Origin of the sequence: Paraburkholderia sp. HD33-4 (assembly GCF_021390635.1) — a bacterium.
GTDB lineage: Bacteria > Pseudomonadota > Gammaproteobacteria > Burkholderiales > Burkholderiaceae > Paraburkholderia.
The window spans coordinates 2550095-2568496 of sequence record NZ_JAJEJS010000001.1; the positions used below are offsets into that span (position 1 = coordinate 2550095).

Sequence of the window (18402 nt, forward strand, 5' to 3'; positions counted from 1 at the left end):
CATGAACCGCTCATCCGTCGTCGATATTGATACGGTGATTGAGCGGGAGCAGACGCGCAGTTTCGGCGCTCTGCTCATCATCGCGATGGCTGTGGTGATGATGACCGAAGGCTATGACCTTGCCGCCATGGCTTTCGCAGCCCCTGCACTCGGTCGCGCCTGGCACCTGGATCACGGCGTGCTTGGGCCTGTGTTCAGCGCGTTTGTGTTCGGGACGATGATCGGCGCGTTTGCGCTCGGTTATCTCGGTGACGTGCTCGGTCGCAAACGGGTGATCATCCTCGGTAGCCTCGTGCTCGCGGTATTCACCCTCGCGGCATCGCAAGCAACGGATCTGACCCAACTGTTGTGGCTGCGATTCCTTGGGGGCCTCGGTATTGGCGGTGTGGTGCCGAATGCGATCGCCTATATGACCGATTTTGCACCGAAGCGTCAACGTGCAACGTGGGTCACGCTGATGTACTGCGGTTATATGGTTGGGACCAGCCTGGGCGGCATCATTGCAGCGCAATTCATTCCGGCGTATGGCTGGCAAGTCGTGTTCATGATCGGCGGTATCGCACCGATACTCGCTTCGATCATGCTGGCGCTCGTTGTCCCCGAGTCGATCCGGTTCCTTACGCTCAAGGGTCGCCACGCAGACGTTGCGAAAATCATTGCGCGTAGCGCGCCGGGCGTTTCGCTCACGTCAGACACGAAATTCGCGATTGCAGAAGAACCGGTTAAATCAGGGGCGTTTTCAGAATTGTTTGCGGGTTCGCTGCGCGCGATTACCCCGATTCTGTGGCTCGTGTATATCGCCAATTCGTTCGCGCTGTTCTTCATGAGTAGCTGGTTGCCGGTGCTGATCGAACGTGTTGGCCTTTCCCCGCACGACGCTGCCCTCGTTACCACGATGTTCCAGATTGGCGGCGCGGTCGGCGGCCTTGCACTGATGCGTTTCGTCGACACGCGCGGTGCGATCGTCATTACCGTGTTGCCGATCATTGGCATTCCCGTTGTCGCGTTGATCGGCACGGGGCTGCCGGTACCGCTGCTGTGGTGTTTCGCATTCCTGTCTGGTTTCACCGTGGTCGGCACGCAATCGGGTTTGAATGCAGTTGCATCGCTGATTTACCCAACTGCCCTTCGCGCAAAGGGAACCGGGACTGCAGTCAGTATCCAGAAGATCGGTGCGATCGCGGGGCCACTCATTGGCGGCGTGCTGATTTCCGCGCATGTTCCCATTGCACAGGTTTTCTATTGGGTTGCGGTGCCGGTTGCAATCGTCGCTGTCCTCGCATTTGTTTTAGGTCTATTGCAGCGCAGCCGTGAACGCGCCACGCCTGAGCCAATCTCTGAGAAAGGAATGAACCATGCCGTTTAACGTGACGCCCCTCGATTTAGCGCGTCCTGATTTTGCTGGCCTCGCAACCGGCATTGACCTGAGCGCGCCTGTCAACGAAGCGCTCGCATCCCAGATCGACGATGCGATGAATCGATACGGCGTTTTGGTGTTCCGCGGTCAACCGCTGACGCAGGATCAACAGCTTGACTTTGCGCGCGGCCTCGGTCCGCTCGATGTCGGCTTCAAGCGTGTGGCTTCGCCCCATGCCCGATTGAAATATCAGGAGCTCGCGGATATTTCGAACCTGAACGAAGAAGGCGAAATCGCCGAGCGCAATCACCGCCGTATCGTGGGCAATCTTGCGAACCAGCTCTGGCACAGCGATAGCTCGTTCCAGAAGCCGTCCGCGCGTTACTCGATGCTGCACTGTGTGGTCCCCGCAGCGAAGGGGGGCGAAACGGAATTCGCCGATATGCGCGCGGCGTACGACGCACTCGAAGACGACCGCAAAGCCGAACTCGACGGCCTGGAAGTCGAGCACTTCGCCCTACACTCGCGTTTCTTCCTCGGCGATACGGCATACGACGAATCCCAGCGCGCCGCACTTCCGCCGGTGCAATGGCCCATCGTGCGCGAGCACGCGGGTTCGCATCGCAAGCATCTGTACATCGGTGCACACGCAACGCATGTTCCGGGTCGCACCGTTGCCGAGGGACGCATGATGCTGGTTGACCTGCTGGAGCACGCCACGCAGCGCCAGTTCGTCTACAAGCATTCGTGGCAAGCCGGTGACCTCGTGATCTGGGATAACCGCTGCACGCTGCATCGTGGCCGTCACTACGATTTGTCGCAGCATCGCGAACTGCGCCGCGCGACGACCCTGGATATGGACCGCACGCGCGCTACTGCCGAACACGGAGCGAATTAAATGCGCTTGAATGACGATGAACGCGCCATGCTGGACGGCCGCGATGGTGAGGCCGTTCAGGCAGCAATGGATCTACTGGTGCGCTACGGCGACGCGCTCGGCGCCGAACGTCTCGTCGACACGAATAACGTGTGTGGGACCGTCGGCGCGACGATGCCGTTCCTGCGCGACTACGCACTGAAGGAAAGCGGCATGGATTCCGTCTTTTCGGAATTCAGCCTCGATACCCCGAACAAGATCGACATCCCGAAGGTCAAGGTATTCAGCACGCACCTGCAACAGGGCCTGGACCCTGAAAACGCACATCTTCAAGGCATTGATGAGCAAGTCGTCAAGGTCTACAAGATGGGCGAGGAATACAAGGCCAAACTCGGTATTCAGCCCATGAACACGTGTGCGCCCTACCTCACCGGCAACGTGCCGGTGCGTGGCGAACACTGCGCCTGGATGGAATCGTCGGCCGTAATTTATATCAATGCGGTGCTCGGCGCGCGCACGAATACCGAAGGACGTGAAAGCACAGGCGCTGCGATGCTCACGGGCAAGATTCCTTACTGGGGTCTGCACCTCGAAGAAAACCGCGCCGGCACGCACCTGATCGAGCTCGATATCGAGATCAAGACGGTGCAGGATTGGGGGCTGCTCGGCTACTACGTCGGTGAAGCCGTGCAGGACCAGATCCCTGTCATCGATGGCCTGAGAGGCGGCGCGAACCTCGCAAAATTGAAGCATTTCGGTGCCGCCGCCGCATCCTCTGGCGGCGTCGAGATGTATCACATCGTGGGTCAGACGCCTGAAGCTCGCACACGCGACGAAGCGCTGCGTGGCCGCAAGCCGGTCGAAGTGATTCGTTACGGTGCAGCGGAACGTCGTCTTGCGTACGAGCGCGTGAACACGACTGCACGCGATTCGAAGGTCGATTTCGTGATGCTCGGGTGTCCGCACTACTCCATCGAACAGATTTGGGAAGTCTGCGAACTGCTCGAAAGCCGCAAGGTGAACGCAAATAGCGCGTTGTGGATTTTCACGGCTCGTGCAACGCGCCAACTCGCCGACCAGGCCGGCTACACCGAACGTCTGAAAAACGCCGGTGCCGTGCTAATGACGGACACCTGTTCGGCAATCGGTCGCGTCATGCCCAAGGGCGCGCGTGTGGTTGCACTGGATTCCGCCAAGCAGGCGCACTACCTGCCCGCAATTATGGGCGTCGAAGCATGGTTCGGCACGACGGCTGAATGTGTGGAAGCCGCAGTCACCGGGCAATGGCAAGGAGGGCTCACAGCATGAGCGAGCGAACAGTTGAAGCGGCAGACGAAGTCAAGATCGTTCTGCACGGCCGCAAAGTAGTGGGCGGCGTGGTTGAAGGTGAAGCACTCGTGACGCGTGAACAGATTTCGGGTTGGGGTGGTATCGATCCGCGTACGGGCAGCGTCATCGAAACACGTCACGAACTTCGCGGCCAAAGCTTCGCGGGCAAGGTGCTCGTGTTTCCGGGTGCGAAGGGATCGTCGGGTTGGTCGAGTCAATTCCATATCGCGCGCCTCATGGGTACTGCGCCGGCTGCGATGTTGTTCAACCAGATGACGACCAAGATTGCATTAGGTGCCGTGGTGACGCATTCGCCGTCCATTACCGATTTCGACATCGATCCGCTCGACGTGATCGAAACGGGCGATTGGGTAAAGGTGGACGCGGATCGGGGCATTGTTGAAGTGACTCGGCGCAGGCGGGATTAGAAGCCAGACTAAAAACGGGATTGAATGCAGCGGGGGCTTCTCCCGCGCATGCCAGATTTTATGGAGAAGTATGGTGGCACGAGAAACCAAAATTGTTCAAAGCAACGGAAAGTCGAAAAGCTGGAAACTGCAAGCGGACATTTGTATCGTAGGAGCAGGAATTTCCGGCATTTCCGCAGCGCTCGAAGCAGCCAGACTCGGCCGCAAAGTCGTACTCGTCGATAGCCTCCCGGCGCTCGGCGGTCAAGCTGTCAATTCGGTTATCGGTACGTTCTGCGGTCTTTTTTCCAATGGTCCGAAGCGCTTCCAGGTAACGCACGGTATTGCCGATGACATTCTGAAGGACCTCGGCGCGCAAGGCGCGCTGACCTACAAGGAAGGCCCGCTCACGACCGTTGTTCTGTATGACGAAGTCGCGCTCGCGCGCTGGATCGACAAGCAAATTCTCGCCTCAGGCGTGACGCTCGTGCTCGGCGCGGTACTGCGTGAGGTGAAGCGCGAGGGCTCGCGTGTGCAAGAACTCGAAGTCGCAACGCGCTACGGTGACGTTCGCGTTGCAGCGAATGGCTTCGTTGACGCCAGCGGTGACGCCGCCCTCACCTACCTCGCGGGTTTCAATTGCCAGGAGCCGGTCACGCACGTCCAGGGTACGCAGATGTTCGTGGTCGAAGGACTGGACGAAACGAACCTGCCGACTTACCCGGAATTCCGTGAACGTGTCGAAGCGCGTGCCCACGTCTATGGCCTCAAACGCAAAGACGGTCTCATGTTCTACCTGCGCGGCACGGGCGTCGCCATGGCGAACATGACGCACATCGAAACGCCGCTCGACCCGATCGAAGCGTCACGTATCGCCCTGTCAGGCCGCGATCAAGCGGATGTTGCATATGAATTCCTGAAAGGCGAATACCCGGAAATCTACAAGAATTCCCGTATCCGCGCGTACGCACTGCCGGGTATCCGTCAAACGCGGTGGATCGTCGGCGAGCAACAACTGACTTCCGAAGACGTCATCAGGGCCGTCAAATTCGACGATGCCGTGACGCGTACCTCCTGGCCTATCGAGCTGCACGACCGCGCCGATGGTTACGTGTGGGAGCCGTTCGGCGATGATCACCTGCACACGGTCCCGTTCGGCAGCCTGATTGTCAAAGGTGCGGAAAACCTGCTCGCCGCTGGTCGCTGTATCGACGCGGATGCGACGGCGTTGTCGAGCGTTCGTGTGATGGGTCCGTGTATCGCAATGGGCGCGGCCGTAGCGCACGCCTTCGACCTCGCGGACGGCAAGGCCATTTCGGCGGTGGATCGCAAGGCGCTACGCGAACGCCTGTTCGACAACGTGGATCGCATTAATCCTCCACATTTGAAGGACTAGAGCAGGAAAGAGCCGATGACTCCGGGTCACCGGCATGAAGAGACACTGCGCGGCGTACTGGAGATGGCTGGTACCTGACGCGGTGTTCAAACGGAGGAGACAATGACTCAAGCATCAAACGCTGGGCGCACAATCGACGTGTCGCGTCTCATCGAGGAGCAAAAGGTCGGTTGGTTCGCAGTTATCGTGATCTTCACGGCATGGCTCATCATGCTCACGGATGGTTACGAACTCGGCGCACTCGCCTACGCTGCGCCTTCGCTCATCAAGTCATGGGGCATTCAACGAAGCGCACTGGGTCCGGTATTCGGTGCGAACATCTTCGGCATCATGGTGGGTTCGATCCTGTTCGGCTGGATCGGCGACAAGATCGGTCGCAAGCGTGCCATTTTGTTCGGTGCGGTGTTTTACGGTCTTGTCACGCTTTCGACCGTATGGGCAACCACGGTTGACCATCTTCTGTGGCTGCGATTTACCGCGGGCATCGGCATTGGCGGTGCGGTGCCCAATGCGTTCGTGCTCGTGTCGGAATTTGCCCCGAAACGTCTGCGCGCCACCTGGGTGACGACGATGTTCACCGGCTATACGCTGGGTGCGGGTTTCGGCGGCGGTGTTGCTGTCTGGCTCGTGCCTGAATTCGGTTGGACCGCCGTATTCGTGGTTGGCGGTCTGGCACCGATCATCGCGGCGTGCATTCTGTCCTTCGTCATGCACGAATCGCTTCGCTATCGGGTGCTCAACAACTGGCCGCAAGCGGGTATCAGGAGAACGCTCAAGCGCCTTGCGCCCGGTCTGTCGGTTCCCGCCGATGCAAAATTCATCGTCAGCGATGAACGCAGCGTGACCAGGTTCAAGGTAAGTATGCTGTTCCAGGGCAACCTGCTCCGTATCACCACGACCCTTTGGCTCGCCTACATCGCGAATTCGATGGCGCTGTTTTTCTTGCAGAACTGGCTCCCCGTCTTGATCGAAGCAACCGGTATCGACGCGCACCATGCCGCGCTTATTTCCACGCTGTTCTCTGTCGGTGGTACGGTGGGTAGTCTGGTGCTGATGCGTTTCATCGATACGCACGGTGTCAGGCTCGTTACGATCCTTCCGCTTATCGGCTTCCCGCTCGTTGCGGCACTCGGCATGGGCTTCAGTGCAGGTGTGCTGACCGCGATTGTGTTCGGTGTGGGCTTCTGCGTGTCCGGCACGCAATCGGGCTTGAATGCTGTGGCATCGATGGTCTACCCCACCAGCTTTCGCGCGAAGGGGACGGGTACAGCAATCGGTATCGCGAAGATCGGTTCGATTTCAGGCCCGATGATTGGTGGCGCGTTGCTTGCCGGTCATCTTCCTGTCGCGCAATTGTTCCAGTTCGCGGCGATCCCGGTCGCGGCGGTGACCGCGCTGATTTTTATTCTCGGACGCGCATACCGTGGCTCAGATGACATTTCTGAAGAAGTCATAGCGGAAGCTGCTCATTAACGCTCTTTTTGTAATTTTTATTATTTAGTTTTACTGATTCAATATCAATTAAATAAAACAACTATTCCATCTAGAGGAAAGACAATGAAGGTTGCAATCTGTGCCGCTGCGGTCCTGGCCGCGTGCGCGACGCCGATGATGGCTCAAGCGCAAAGCTCGGTGACTTTGTACGGCATTATCGACACTGGTATTGCCTATACAAACTCAGTCGCCTCCTCGATCACGGCGCAAGGTGCATCGCGCTGGTCGATGCAAACCGGCTGGGGTAGCGGTGACCGCGTTGGCTTCACCGGTCGTGAAGACCTCGGCGGTGGCCTCGCCGCAGTTTTCACGCTCGAAATGGGCTTCAGTGCCGTGAACGGCACTTCGTCGCAAGGAGGCCGTCTGTTCGGTCGTCAGGCGTTCGTCGGCCTGGATTCGAGTACGTATGGGCGTTTCACGATGGGCCGCCAATACGACTTCACGTTCGACTACATCGCCCCGATGCTCTCGTGGCTTCAGTTCGGCAGTATCTACGGCGCGCACGTCGGCGACGTGGATAACACGTTCCAGACGGTACGTCTGAACAACACGGTCAAGTATGAAGTCAGCCCGCTGCAAGGCTTGAAGCTCGGCGCGATCTACGCTTTCAGTAATCAGGCGGGCGGCCCAGACGGTCAAGGTTTCGCCAATAACCGCGCATTCGGCTTTGGTGCCACGTACAAGCGCGGCGGCTTGCACGCGGCAGCAACTTTCCTGCAACTGGATCAGCCTTCGGCGGGTCAACCCGGCGGCAACAACCCGAACGGCGCGAACGGCGGTGAGTACACTTTCTCGACGGCTATCTTCTACAACGCGGGTTTTGTGGAGCGTCAACGCGTCGCGGCTATCGGCGGCGGTTATGACTTCGGCCAACTGTCGGTCAATGCTGTTTTTACCGATACACATCTGAACTACACGGGTGATCACTCCACGCGCGTGGACAATTACGAAGTCAATACGAGGTACATGTTCACACCGGCGATTTCGGCGGGTATTGGCTACATCTTCACCGATGCCTCGGGCTATACAGGCGAGGGGGCAACGTCGTACGCGAGTGGCAGTCATCCGCGCTGGCATCAGATCGATGCTGGGGCTTCCTATCTTCTGTCCAAACGCACCGATCTGCACGCGTCCGTCGTTTTCCAGCGCCAGGCCGGTGACGCGGAGGCAACCGCCATCAACTTCTTCGGTCCGGCTGGTACGAACCAGAAAAACCAGATCGCGATTTTGGCGGGACTCCGTCACCGGTTCTGATACGACGCGTCGCGAGGTTTGCGTCCGCAATGACATTTTGCGGACGCAACCGATACCGCCGAAGCGTTATCGCTTCAAATCGTTGGTCGATTGGGGTTCATCAACGCGAGGCGCAAGGCCTGTGATTGCGGCGGCCTCTATCCATGCCCGCCACTGTGACGTGAAATCGAACCCGGCATTGATAGTAAAGGCCGCGTCGAGCGCTTCGTTGAGCGTCGCCCGGCGTTGCAATGCGCCGAAGGCCGCATGCGCGGCGGCGCATTGGCCGAGTATGGCCGGCCGCCAGCCTGGACGCACAATGAGCGCCCAGGTTGGTGAGTCGATCTCTGCCGGAAGGGCGGCGTTCGTCTGATGGGCGGCCCAGATGTCGGTAATCGTGTAGGGCGAGCAGATCAGCGCGCATGCGGGATGCACCGTGAATTTCGCATCGAGCAGATCCTCTGGGCACATGGCCAGCCATGCCTCGCGCGCGAGCACCTCTGTGTCCGCGGCGAAGTACGCGACATGCAGGGACCATTCAAGACGCGCGAGGTCCCCGAAATAGCGCGAATGCGGGTTGGTATCGTAGGTTTCTATGAACGCAGGCAGCGCCGCACCGAAACGATTGAGATCACCGCTTTGCGACGGGTAGGCTTGTGCGTAAGCGATGGCCAGCTCGTCGAAATAGCCTTCGCCGACCTGCGCCAGCAGGACGGGATAGGCAGCGGCGAGCGCGGCGCGCCAATGGGCGCGGATACCGGACCGGTAATATTCAATGCGTTGGCTCAGCAAGTCTGTCTGCCCGGCCGCATCACGGCACGGTGGGGCTTGCAGAAACGGCAGAATCAATCGCTGTTCCGCGTCCAGTGACTGCGCAAAGATACGCTGCAGCGCCTCAATCGGTTTGGGCATTGTCGCCACCCCCGTTTAGCGCCTGGATACTCGCCGCGCGTTCAGACAGTACAGCTTGCTGAATCTGATGAGCGCTGCGAGCTTCCTCGAGCAGCACTTCCAGCGGCGGCAAGGCGGTATCCCATTCGATCAGCGCTGGTACGGTGCGGAAGCGTCGCAGCGCATATCGATACAGCGCCCAGACTTCGCTGACCACGCGCGAGCCGTGATCGTCGATCACGGCGATGTCGGTGACACGGTGGCCGGCCAGATGGATCTCCCCGACTGTACCGATTGGAAGCGCGTCGATCGCCTCAATGGCGTCCTCCGCGTGATTGCACTGGTTGACATACAGGTTGTTCACATCGAGCAGTACACCGCAACCAGTGCGTGAAGCGAGTTCAGCCAGAAATTGTGTCTCACCGTACTGGTCGTCGCGAAAGCGAACGTAGGTAGAGACATTTTCGAGCAGGACCGGCCGCCCCAGCACGTCCTGTAACTCGTCGACACGCGAACTCAGATGGGCGAGCGCCGCGTGGGTCAGGGGCATCGGCAAGAGCTCGTTCAGATGCCCCGCTGCCGTCGCGCCCCAGCAAAGGTGTTCGGAAACGACCGCAGGTTCGATGCGCTGAACCAGGCGTTTGAGCTTCGCAACGTGTGCCCGGTCGAGCGGCCTATACGAGCCGAGACCAAGACCGACGCCATGCAGGCTGACCGGCAGATCGCGCCGCACCGTGTCGAGTACATGCAGGTCGAACCCGCCGTCGCCAAAATAGTTTTCACTGTGCACTTCGACCCAGTCAACGGCGGGCGTACCGTTGAGGAAGTCGCGGTAGTGGGCGTGGCGCAAGCCAATGCCGATGCCCAGGTGCCCTGGGGCGGGAAGGTCGAGAGGATTCATTCGGTCGACGACCTGGCTTCGACGGTCTGATCGTTCAGGATTGCTCCTCGTCGAGCGTGCCACCCATCTTTTTGCAGGCTTTTTTCGACACGTTCTTGAAGTCGCCTTTATCGTTATCGACCTTGGCCTCCCCGGCGCAGCCATGCACGCCGGTTTTGCTCGCGCAGTCGTTCTGGCCAGCCTTGGCGACACCAAAACACTGCACCTTCTGTTCGGCATGCACCGAACCGATGCCGCTGGCAGCAAGACCCGCCAGCGCGGCGGCCACCAAAGCGGGCCGACTGAGCTTCGACTTCATATTGATTCTCCCAGGTAAGAGGTCCCTGTCGCCAAGATTCGACGGTCATACTGCATTCCTTCAACTTGCACAGCTACCGACTCGCGGTCAGCCCCTCGAAGTGAAACCTGCAAGCAAATATCAAGGTCTGGGCTTTTCAACTGCCCGACATGCAAACATTACTCCTGCCTGACAAAAGCGGTGCGCGACGTCATGTATGGCATACCGATTTTTGCATACCGTATCGAGGACCTGGCGCAGTCATGATCCCGGCGTCTGGGGGTGTGCGGCCTTCGACGCGGCCTGGCTGCTACGCGAATGCAGCATCGAGCGCTTGTAACGGGGCTTTTCATCAGTCCGGGGAGCGCCCGTGCGGTGCAGCCCGAAGCGGTGGCGACGGCGTGCTCCCTTCCCAAACACGTTGCCGCTGAACCTGCCGGTGCAAATCAGGCACGCGGGCGAGCTGTCCGCTCCCTGGCCCTCTCCCGGACAAACTCCAGGAATGCGGTCGTGAGACGCGACGGCGGCTGCCTGTCGGATGTGACGACACCGTATTCAAACGGGATTGCCGGTGCAAAGTCATGAACGGAAACGCGTTCCGTCAGATAGTCGGTGGACACCGGATCAATGATCGACACACCAGCGCCACGCGCGACGAATGTCGCGATGGCGGCCGACAACTGACACTCCGCGCTCATCACACGTTCTATTTGCCGCTCGGCGAAGATCTCGTCGACGATACGGCGCGTATCGTACTCACGCGGCATGGAAACGAATTTCTCACCGGCCAGGTCCTCGGGGGTAATGACCCGCTTGCGCGCGAGCCGGTGTCCCTTGGGCAGAATGCACTTCATATCGGCACTGAAAAGCGTCTCGAGTCGCACGCCAGGCTGCCATGTCGTGTAAGTCACGAATCCGATGTCGCATTGCTCGCTTGCCACCAGTTCGCCGACCAGCTTCGTGCCGTGAATCAATAACGACACTGTCACCCCTTCGTGCGCCCGCGTGAAATCGGTAATCCACTCCGGCAGCAGGTTCAACGCCAATGCGGGTGCCGCGGCGACGTTCAGCGATCCTTTCGTGAGCGAGCGGATCTGCTGCGCCGCATGCGCGATGCGTTCCACGCCGACAAATGAGCGCTCCACTTCCTGATAGAGCAGCAAGGCGTCCGAAGTCGGGAAAAGTCTGCCCTTCTCGCGAGTGAACAAGCTGAAGCCGATCTCGGTCTCCAGATCGAGGATCAGACGTGTCACCGCTGGCTGCGTGATGTGCAGCATTTCGGCTGCCCGCGTAATCGACTGCCGCAGGATCACCGCCCGGAACGCTTCAAGCTGCCGGCTCTTCATCCCCTACTCCATAACATTTATGCATTGATCGTCATTAATTCCTGATTTGACGATGCCGATTTGGCGCACAAAACTGTGTAGCAGCCGGGCAAACACCCGATAACTCGCAGCATAACATTTCGATATCGATGGAGACTTCAATGCGCAAACGTATCGTCCCGATCATGCTCGCCGGCGTTTTGGCCGCCGCGCAGGCCCACGCTGAAACGACGCTCTACGTCGGCGCCTTCGGCGGCTCCTTCGAACAGCTCCTGCGAGAGAAGATCATTCCGCCGTTCGAGAAGGCCAACAACGTCAAGGTCGTCGTCGTTCCCGGCGATTCCACGACGACGATGGCGCGCCTTCAGGCGCAAAAAGGCAAAGAAAGCCTCGATGTCGTGTTTCTCGACGACGGCCCGATGTATCAGGCAATCCAGCTCGGCTATTGCGACACCCTCACCGATGCGCCCGTCTACCAGAACCTGTTCGACGTAGCCCGCTTCAGGAGCAACAAGGCTGTGACGATCGGGCTGAACGCCACCGGTCTCGTGTACAACGAGCGCCTCTTTGCCGCCAGGGGCTGGGCGCCCCCGACTTCGTGGCACGACCTGGCCGACCCGCGCTACAAGGGCAAGGTCGCATTTCCCACCATTAGCAACGGCTACGGCCTGCAATCGCTGATCGTGCTCGCGCGACTCAATGGCGGCAGCGAGAAAAACATCCAGCCTGGTTTCGACATGGTGAAAACCTCGATCGCGCCGAACGTGCTGTCGTTCGATCCATCGCCGGGAAAAATCTCCGAGCTGTTCCAGACCGACAGCATTGCGCTGGCCGCATGGGGTGACGGCCGCACCCAGGCATTGCGCAACCAGGGCGTGCCGGTCAAGTTCGTCGCGCCAAAGGAAGGCGCGGTGGTGCTAGGTCTGAGCATGTGTCCGGTCAAGCACGATGCGCCGAACGAGCTCGCCCAGAAGTTCGTCCAGTTCTCGTTGTCGCCGGAAATCCAGGCGCTGTACGCGGAGGAGGAAGGCGTCGCTCCGGTCAACAAACTGACCCGGTTATCGCCAGTGGTGGCCGCGCGCGTGGCGAGCCCGGATGCCGTCGCGAAGATGCTCAAGGTCGACTGGGATGTGGTCAACGACAAGCGCGCTACGTGGACGCAGCAATGGAATCGTGACGTGGAGCGCTGAGCGGCTGCCGGCACCTGAAGGTGTTCGACGCAAGCCCGTAATTGGCGCGAACGGGTCTCAGGTGCCGTTCCGTCATCGCCAGAAAAATCGCAAGGTCTACCCAAGTCATGACTTATTTACGGATTGAACGCCTGAACAAGCAGTACGGCGAGACTGTCGTCGTCGACGGCCTCAGCATCGATGTCGCGCGCGGGGAATTCGTCTCGCTGCTCGGGCCATCGGGCTGTGGCAAGACGACGACGCTGCAGATGATCGCCGGATTCGTCGAGCCGACCTCGGGCGACATTAGCCTCGAAGGTCGATCGCTGATCGGCACACCGCCCGCGCAACGCGGCCTCGGTATCGTGTTTCAGAGTTATGCGTTGTTTGCTCACATGACAGTTGCGGAGAACGTTGAGTTCGGGCTGCAGATGCGGCGCGTCGACCGGGCAGCGCGCAAGCGCCGCTGTCTCGCCGCGCTGGAGCTGGTTCAGCTCGGCCGCCATGCATCGAAGTATCCGCGCGAACTGTCGGGCGGGCAGCGTCAGCGCGTTGCGCTCGCGCGCGCCTTGGTCATCGAGCCGCCGTTGCTGCTGCTGGACGAACCGCTGTCCAACCTCGACGCGAAACTGCGTCACGACATGCAGGCCGAGTTACGCGTGATCCAGCAGAAGGTTGGCACCACCACCATCATGGTCACGCACGATCAGGCCGAGGCGTTGGCTATTAGCGACCGCGTCGCGCTGCTCAATCAGGGCACGGTGGTCCGTTTCGATACGCCGACCGGCGTCTATGACGACCCGGGCAGCCTGTTCGCCGCAGATTTCATCGGGCGTGCCAATGTGCTGCATGGACGCGTGAGCTTCGACGGCGCGGAGCGGGTGCTCAAGGTGGGCACCTCGAGCCTGCCGCTCGACGCGCCGCACGCGTGTGGCGAACACGCGTTCTCGCTGCGTCCCGAGCGCATCGAGCTGGTCGCGAGCGGCGCAGGGCACGTGGATGGGCGGGTCAAGGCGCGCGCGTTTCACGGCAACTGCTGGTCGGTCAACGTCATCACCGCGATCGGCGAGTTGCAGGTACAGCTAGCGAACGGTGGCGGGCACGTCGCGCAGATCGGAGACGCGGTCGGCCTCGACTGGTCCGGCGCTGCACTGCGGTTGCTCGCGCCGCACGCGGGGGCGTCCCGATGAGCGCCGCCCGCCCCCTGCTCCAACCGTTGCCGCCCGACGCAGCGCGCCGCCGGCGGCCGAATGGTCCGTTGCTCGTCGCCCCCGTGACGCTGCTGTTCACGCTGCTGCTCATCATTCCGATGGCGCTCGTCGGCGTGCTGAGCCTGCAGGCCTTCGACGCGGCCTCCGGCGGCGTGCTCGATGTCTATTCCTGGCACAACTACGCGCAGATCGTCGTCGATCCGTACTACCACGAGATTTTCCTGCGCACGTTCGCACTCGCCATCAGCGTGACGCTTGGAACGATCGTGCTAGGTGTGCCCGAGGCCTGGTTCATCTTCCGCATGTCGGCTCGCTGGCGTGCGTTCTTCCTGATTCTTACGCTCGGGCCGCTGTTCATCTCGGCCGTCGTACGCACACTCGGCTGGTCGATCCTGCTGGACGGCCAGGGCGTCGTCGCGCAAACGCTCGTACGCCTGCATCTGGTCGACGCGCCGCCGCAGATGCTGTTCTCGTTTGCGGCCGTGGTGGTCGTGCTCGTGCATGCGCTCGTGCCATTGATGGTGCTGTCCGTCTGGACCTCGTTGCAAAGCCTCGACCCGCAGATGGCCAACGCGGCCATCTCGCTCGGCGCTGGCCCGCTGACGGTATGGCGCCGCATCGTCCTGCCGCAGACTGCGCCGGGCATTCTGTCCGGAAGCCTGATCGTCTTCGCACTGAGCGCGAGCGCATTCGCGACACCTGCGCTGATCGGCGGACGGCGCCTCAAGGTGGTCGCAACGGCGGCCTACGACGAGTTCCTGCACAGCATGAACTGGCCGATGGGTGCCGCGATCGCGGTGTGCCTGCTGGTGCTGAATCTCGGCACCGTCGCGCTCTACAGCCGAATGGTGGAGCGACGCCTGAAGCGCCGCCTCGGGGAGAGCACATCATGAATCGAAACGGTCCTTTCGCGCTCGGCTTCCACGCCGTGTTCACCGTGTTTCTGATCGCGCCGCTCGCGATCGTCTGTCTCGTTGCCTTCACGCCCGGCAATCTGCTCAGTGTGCCGACCGTTCATTTCTCGACGCGCTGGTTCAGAGCGCTCGTCGGCAATCCGGATTTCACTCAGGCGTTTTCGAACAGCCTGTGGCTCGCGACGCTCTCCGCCACGCTCGCGGCGACGCTAGGTGTGCCGGCCGCGCTCGGTCTCACGCGCTACCGCTTTGCCGGCCGCGACGCGATCAACTCGCTGCTGCTCTCGCCGCTGATGATTCCGCCCGTCGTGCTGGGGGTCGCATTGCTGCAACTGTTCACGCGCGTTGGTGTGTCCGGATCGTTCGTCTCGCTCGTGATGGCTCATGTGATGCTGGTGTTCCCGTATTGCCTGCGGCTCATCATGGCGTCGCTGATCACGACGACGCGCGACGCCGAGCACGCCGCCGTCTCGCTCGGGGCGAACGCATGGACCACCTTTCGGCGCATCACGTTGCCCGCGCTGGTGCCGGGTATCGCCGCCGGCTGGGTGCTCGGTTTTGCCAGCAGCTTCGACGAGCTGACCGCCACGATCTTCATCGCCGCGCCCACCACGATCACGCTGCCGGTACGCATCTACATGAGCATGAGCGAAACGGTCGACCCGCAGGTCGCGGCCGTCGCCACGGTGATCATGGCGGTCACGCTCGGTCTGATGTTCGCGCTCGACCGGCTCGTAGGGCTCGACAAGGTTCTGACGGGGAAACATTGATGAAACAGGAATACGATTTCGCGATCGCAGGCGGCGGCCTGGTGGGAATGGCGATCGCCTACGGCCTCGCGAGGCGCGGCCAGAAAACGATCGTGCTCGACGGAGAAGACTCCAGCGTGCGAGCCGCACGCGGCAACTTCGGCCTGATCTGGGTATCCGGCAAGGGCAAGAAGCATGTCGATTACGGCCGCTGGTCGCTCGAATCGGCGCTGCTGTGGCCGGGCTTCGCCGCGGAGCTCGAAGCCGCATCGTCGCTCAGTCTCGGCTACTCGCGCCCCGGCGGCGTCAGCATCGCGATGAGCGACGACGCGCTGGCGGGCAGTGTCGATACGCTGCGCCAGTTGCACGCCCGCGATGCGCGCCTCACCTACGACATCCTCGATCGCCGGCAACTGGCTGAGCGCATTCCGGAGGTCGGCCAGAACGTGGCCGGCGCGGTCTATTCGGAAAACGACGGTCATGTGAGCCCGCTATACACGCTGCGTGCGCTGTTCCTCGCCTTCGAGCGAGCGAACGGCGCATACGTGCCGGAGGCTCGCGTGAAGTCGATCGAACGCGCGCACGGCGGCTATCGCATCGACACCGGCAAGCGCACGTTCGAAGCCGGGCGCGTGGTCCTGTGCGCTGGGCTCGGCAATCGCGAGCTCGCGCCGATGGTGGGACTGAGCGCGCCGGTCGTCCCGCTGCGCGGCCAGATCCTCGTGACGGAACGCGTGCGTCCGTTCCTCAAGTACCCGACCCTCTCCGTGCGACAGACCGCCGAAGGGTCGGTATTGCTCGGCGAATCCGCGGAAGACGTCGGCATGGACGACGGCGTGACACCCGAGATCGTCGCGCACATCGCCCGCAAGGCCGTGACCCAGTTCCCGCTGCTGAAAAACGTGCGCGTCGTGCGCGCATGGGGCGCACTGCGCGTGATGACACCGGACAGCATGCCTGTCTACGAGGAATCTCCGACGCATCCCGGTGCGTTCATCGCGACCTGCCACAGCGGCGTGACGCTCGCGGCCGCGCATTGCGAGTTGCTCGCGGGCTGGCTGCTCGGCGGCCCGCGCCCTTCTCTTCTGGACTACTTCTATGCAAAACGTTTCGCTGTTTAGTCGGATCGACGGTGCTTCGTCACGCACCGTGCGGATCGTCGTCGATGGTTGCCCGGTGGAAGTGCCGGAAGACGCCAACGTGGCCGCGGCGCTCCTATGCGCCGGGCTCACCGTGTTCCGTCACACGCCGGTGGGCGCTGCGCCGCGCGCGCCGTATTGCATGATGGGCGTGTGCTTCGATTGCCTCGTCGAAATCGACGGCTTGCCGAACCAGCAGGCCTGCATGGTGCGCGTGCGCGACGGGATGCAGGTCAAGGCCATGGCCGGCGCGAGGGCACTCGTATGACGATCGTAACGGTGGACCTCGTTATCGTCGGCGCCGGACCCGCCGGTATGGCGTGCGCGCTCGACGCGGCGCGCGCGGGCCTCGACGTGCTGGTGCTCGACGAAAACCCGCTGCCGGGCGGACAGATCTATCGCAACGTGGGGCGCTCGCCGCTGCCCGACGCGGCGCTACTCGGCAATGACTACACCGCCGGCGCGGAGCTCGTCGCACGCTTCGCCCGGGCCGGCGTGCGCTACTGGCCCGACACGCTCGTGTGGCAGATCACGCGCGCGCTGGAGGTCAGCTTCACACGCCGCAGCGGCACGGCGGCGAGCGGCCAGATCCGTGCACGAGCCGTGGTGATCGCCAATGGCGCCTACGAACGGCCCTGCCCGGTTCCGGGCTGGACGCTGCCAGGGGTCATGGGCGTGGGCGCGGCCCAGACGCTTCTGAAGTCGTCGGCCATGCTGCCCGACGGACCTGTCGTGCTGGCGGGAAGCGGACCGTTGATGTATCTGTTCGCATGGCAACTGATTCAGGCCGGCAGGGCACCGGCAGCGATCCTCGATACGACGCCTGCGCGCAACTACTGGCGCGCGCTCGCGCAACTGCCTGGTGCGTTGCGTACGCCGGCGTATCTGGCAAAAGGCAGGCGTCTGCTGAAGGCGATCCGGCGCAGCGGCATTCCACACATTCGCCAGGTGACGCGGTTCTCGGTGGAGGGAGACGGCCGCGCGGAATCAGTGCAATACACGGCCAGGGGGCGAGCGTCGAGGATCGCCGCGAGCGTCGTCCTGCTGCATCAGGGCGTGGTGCCCAACGTGCAACTCACGCGTTCGATCGGCTGCGAGCATCGCTGGGACGAGGCGCAGCTCTGCTGGCATCCGCGCACCGACGCATGGGGCGAGACGACGGTGCCGAACCTCTTCGTCGCGGGTGACGGGAGCGGCATCCACGGCGCGATTGCGGCGCAGGCAGCGGGCGCGCTGAGCGCGCTGAGCGTATCGCATCGGCTGGGCGCGCTGAGCGACGAGTCGCGTGACGAGCGCGCGGCACCGTTGCGGCGGCAACTCGAACGGCACCGTACCGTGCGCCCTTTCCTCGACACGCTTTATCGTCCCGCGGACGCGTTTCGCCGTCCCGCCGACGACACCATCGTCTGCCGCTGCGAGGAAGTCAGCGCCGGCGATATCAGGGCGATGGCACGTCTTGGCTGCACCGGGCCCAATCAGAGCAAGTCGTTTTCCCGTTGCGGCATGGGTCCCTGCCAGGGGCGGCTCTGCGGCCTGACGGTCGCCGAACTGCTTGCCGAAGCGCATGCGAAACCCGTGGCGGAAGTCGGTTACTACCGGATCCGCCCGCCCATCAAACCGGTGAGCCTCGGCGAACTCGCCGAATCCCATATCCCGGACCTCAACGCAGCAAAACCGACGGAGTTCGTTCCCAAATGAATGCGCCAACTATCGTAAGAACCGCGGGCAATGCA

The 18402-nt window shown here is 61.7% G+C and carries 18 protein-coding genes; 14 read left to right on the plus strand and 4 right to left on the minus strand.

The features are described from left to right. The first annotated feature begins 1 nt into the window (after window position 1). The 7 genes from L0U84_RS11290 (at window position 2) to L0U84_RS11320 (ending at window position 8114) form a co-directional block, all read left to right on the plus strand. A complete protein-coding gene (locus tag L0U84_RS11290) occupies window positions 2–1366 on the plus strand; it encodes an MFS transporter (RefSeq protein ID WP_233849893.1) in 1365 nt (454 codons plus the stop codon). Then, entirely contained in the window at window positions 1356–2255 is a 900-nt protein-coding gene (locus tag L0U84_RS11295; RefSeq protein WP_233849894.1) for a TauD/TfdA dioxygenase family protein, read from the plus strand. The genes L0U84_RS11290 and L0U84_RS11295 overlap by 11 nt, the downstream gene beginning before the upstream one ends. Beyond that, window positions 2256–3542, plus strand: coding sequence for an aconitase X (locus L0U84_RS11300; RefSeq protein ID WP_233849895.1), 1287 nt, complete (start codon window positions 2256–2258; stop codon window positions 3540–3542). Then, complete coding sequence (locus tag L0U84_RS11305) at window positions 3539–3991, plus strand: aconitase X swivel domain-containing protein (RefSeq protein ID WP_233849896.1); 453 nt, start codon at window positions 3539–3541, stop codon at window positions 3989–3991. Before L0U84_RS11300 ends, L0U84_RS11305 begins: the two co-directional genes overlap by 4 nt. Before the next feature lie 73 nt (window positions 3992–4064). Then, the gene (locus tag L0U84_RS11310) at window positions 4065–5366 is read left to right on the plus strand and encodes an FAD-dependent oxidoreductase (RefSeq protein ID WP_442793993.1); all 1302 of its coding nucleotides are present in this window, start codon (window positions 4065–4067) and stop codon (window positions 5364–5366) included. 102 nt (window positions 5367–5468) lie between these two features. Continuing rightward, window positions 5469–6839 (plus strand): MFS transporter, encoded by a 1371-nt coding sequence (locus L0U84_RS11315; RefSeq protein WP_233849898.1) that lies wholly within the window; start codon window positions 5469–5471, stop codon window positions 6837–6839. Between the two features lie 84 nt (window positions 6840–6923). Then, window positions 6924–8114 carry a porin gene (locus tag L0U84_RS11320; protein ID WP_233849899.1) on the plus strand — a complete coding sequence of 397 codons (1191 nt, stop codon included), beginning with the start codon at window positions 6924–6926 and terminating at the stop codon, window positions 8112–8114. Between the two features lie 66 nt (window positions 8115–8180). Here L0U84_RS11320 and L0U84_RS11325 read toward each other — a convergent pair whose 3' ends face one another. The 4 genes from L0U84_RS11325 to L0U84_RS11340 form a co-directional block, all read right to left on the minus strand. Next, window positions 8181–9005 carry an HvfC/BufC family peptide modification chaperone gene (locus tag L0U84_RS11325; protein WP_233849902.1) on the minus strand — a complete coding sequence of 275 codons (825 nt, stop codon included), beginning with the start codon at window positions 9003–9005 and terminating at the stop codon, window positions 8181–8183. After that, on the minus strand, window positions 8989–9885 hold the full coding sequence (gene bufB / locus L0U84_RS11330; RefSeq protein ID WP_233849903.1) for an MNIO family bufferin maturase: 897 nt from the start codon (window positions 9883–9885) through the stop codon (window positions 8989–8991). The genes L0U84_RS11325 and bufB overlap by 17 nt, the downstream gene beginning before the upstream one ends. 34 nt (window positions 9886–9919) lie before the next feature. Then, entirely contained in the window at window positions 9920–10183 is a 264-nt protein-coding gene (locus tag L0U84_RS11335; protein WP_233849905.1) for a BufA1 family periplasmic bufferin-type metallophore, read from the minus strand. Between the two features lie 425 nt (window positions 10184–10608). Beyond that, complete coding sequence (locus L0U84_RS11340; RefSeq protein ID WP_233849907.1) at window positions 10609–11508, minus strand: LysR substrate-binding domain-containing protein; 900 nt, start codon at window positions 11506–11508, stop codon at window positions 10609–10611. A gap of 140 nt (window positions 11509–11648) precedes the next feature. Between L0U84_RS11340 and L0U84_RS11345 the strand changes: the two genes are divergently transcribed. The 7 genes from L0U84_RS11345 (at window position 11649) to L0U84_RS11375 (ending at window position 18367) form a co-directional block, all read left to right on the plus strand. Beyond that, window positions 11649–12677 carry an ABC transporter substrate-binding protein gene (locus L0U84_RS11345; protein WP_233849909.1) on the plus strand — a complete coding sequence of 343 codons (1029 nt, stop codon included), beginning with the start codon at window positions 11649–11651 and terminating at the stop codon, window positions 12675–12677. A gap of 107 nt (window positions 12678–12784) precedes the next feature. Continuing rightward, on the plus strand, window positions 12785–13846 hold the full coding sequence (locus tag L0U84_RS11350; protein ID WP_233849911.1) for an ABC transporter ATP-binding protein: 1062 nt from the start codon (window positions 12785–12787) through the stop codon (window positions 13844–13846). Beyond that, window positions 13843–14760, plus strand: a complete 918-nt coding sequence (locus tag L0U84_RS11355; RefSeq protein WP_233849913.1) for an ABC transporter permease — start codon at window positions 13843–13845, stop codon at window positions 14758–14760. The genes L0U84_RS11350 and L0U84_RS11355 overlap by 4 nt, the downstream gene beginning before the upstream one ends. Next, window positions 14757–15551 (plus strand): ABC transporter permease, encoded by a 795-nt coding sequence (locus L0U84_RS11360; RefSeq protein WP_233849915.1) that lies wholly within the window; start codon window positions 14757–14759, stop codon window positions 15549–15551. The genes L0U84_RS11355 and L0U84_RS11360 overlap by 4 nt, the downstream gene beginning before the upstream one ends. Then, window positions 15548–16651 (plus strand): NAD(P)/FAD-dependent oxidoreductase, encoded by a 1104-nt coding sequence (locus tag L0U84_RS11365; protein WP_233849917.1) that lies wholly within the window; start codon window positions 15548–15550, stop codon window positions 16649–16651. The genes L0U84_RS11360 and L0U84_RS11365 overlap by 4 nt, the downstream gene beginning before the upstream one ends. Then, a complete protein-coding gene (locus L0U84_RS11370) occupies window positions 16629–16937 on the plus strand; it encodes a (2Fe-2S)-binding protein (RefSeq protein WP_233849918.1) in 309 nt (102 codons plus the stop codon). Before L0U84_RS11365 ends, L0U84_RS11370 begins: the two co-directional genes overlap by 23 nt. Beyond that, window positions 16934–18367 (plus strand): NAD(P)/FAD-dependent oxidoreductase, encoded by a 1434-nt coding sequence (locus L0U84_RS11375; RefSeq protein ID WP_233849919.1) that lies wholly within the window; start codon window positions 16934–16936, stop codon window positions 18365–18367. Before L0U84_RS11370 ends, L0U84_RS11375 begins: the two co-directional genes overlap by 4 nt. The last annotated feature ends 35 nt before the right edge of the window (window positions 18368–18402 follow it).

Bases quoted from the DNA above. Each gene is read 5' to 3' on its own strand.
- L0U84_RS11290 (WP_233849893.1), top strand. From the start codon at position 2: ATGAACCGCTCATCCGTCGTCGATATTGATACGGTGATTGAGCGGGAG.
- L0U84_RS11295 (WP_233849894.1), top strand. From the start codon at position 1,356: ATGCCGTTTAACGTGACGCCCCTCGATTTAGCGCGTCCTGATTTTGCT.
- L0U84_RS11300 (WP_233849895.1), top strand. From the start codon at position 2,256: ATGCGCTTGAATGACGATGAACGCGCCATGCTGGACGGCCGCGATGGT.
- L0U84_RS11305 (WP_233849896.1), top strand. From the start codon at position 3,539: ATGAGCGAGCGAACAGTTGAAGCGGCAGACGAAGTCAAGATCGTTCTG.
- L0U84_RS11315 (WP_233849898.1), top strand. From the start codon at position 5,469: ATGACTCAAGCATCAAACGCTGGGCGCACAATCGACGTGTCGCGTCTC.
- L0U84_RS11320 (WP_233849899.1), top strand. From the start codon at position 6,924: ATGAAGGTTGCAATCTGTGCCGCTGCGGTCCTGGCCGCGTGCGCGACG.
- L0U84_RS11325 (WP_233849902.1), bottom strand. From the start codon at position 9,005: ATGCCCAAACCGATTGAGGCGCTGCAGCGTATCTTTGCGCAGTCACTG.
- bufB (WP_233849903.1), bottom strand. From the start codon at position 9,885: ATGAATCCTCTCGACCTTCCCGCCCCAGGGCACCTGGGCATCGGCATT.
- L0U84_RS11335 (WP_233849905.1), bottom strand. From the start codon at position 10,183: ATGAAGTCGAAGCTCAGTCGGCCCGCTTTGGTGGCCGCCGCGCTGGCG.
- L0U84_RS11340 (WP_233849907.1), bottom strand. From the start codon at position 11,508: ATGAAGAGCCGGCAGCTTGAAGCGTTCCGGGCGGTGATCCTGCGGCAG.
- L0U84_RS11345 (WP_233849909.1), top strand. From the start codon at position 11,649: ATGCGCAAACGTATCGTCCCGATCATGCTCGCCGGCGTTTTGGCCGCC.
- L0U84_RS11350 (WP_233849911.1), top strand. From the start codon at position 12,785: ATGACTTATTTACGGATTGAACGCCTGAACAAGCAGTACGGCGAGACT.
- L0U84_RS11355 (WP_233849913.1), top strand. From the start codon at position 13,843: ATGAGCGCCGCCCGCCCCCTGCTCCAACCGTTGCCGCCCGACGCAGCG.
- L0U84_RS11360 (WP_233849915.1), top strand. From the start codon at position 14,757: ATGAATCGAAACGGTCCTTTCGCGCTCGGCTTCCACGCCGTGTTCACC.
- L0U84_RS11370 (WP_233849918.1), top strand. From the start codon at position 16,629: ATGCAAAACGTTTCGCTGTTTAGTCGGATCGACGGTGCTTCGTCACGC.
- L0U84_RS11375 (WP_233849919.1), top strand. From the start codon at position 16,934: ATGACGATCGTAACGGTGGACCTCGTTATCGTCGGCGCCGGACCCGCC.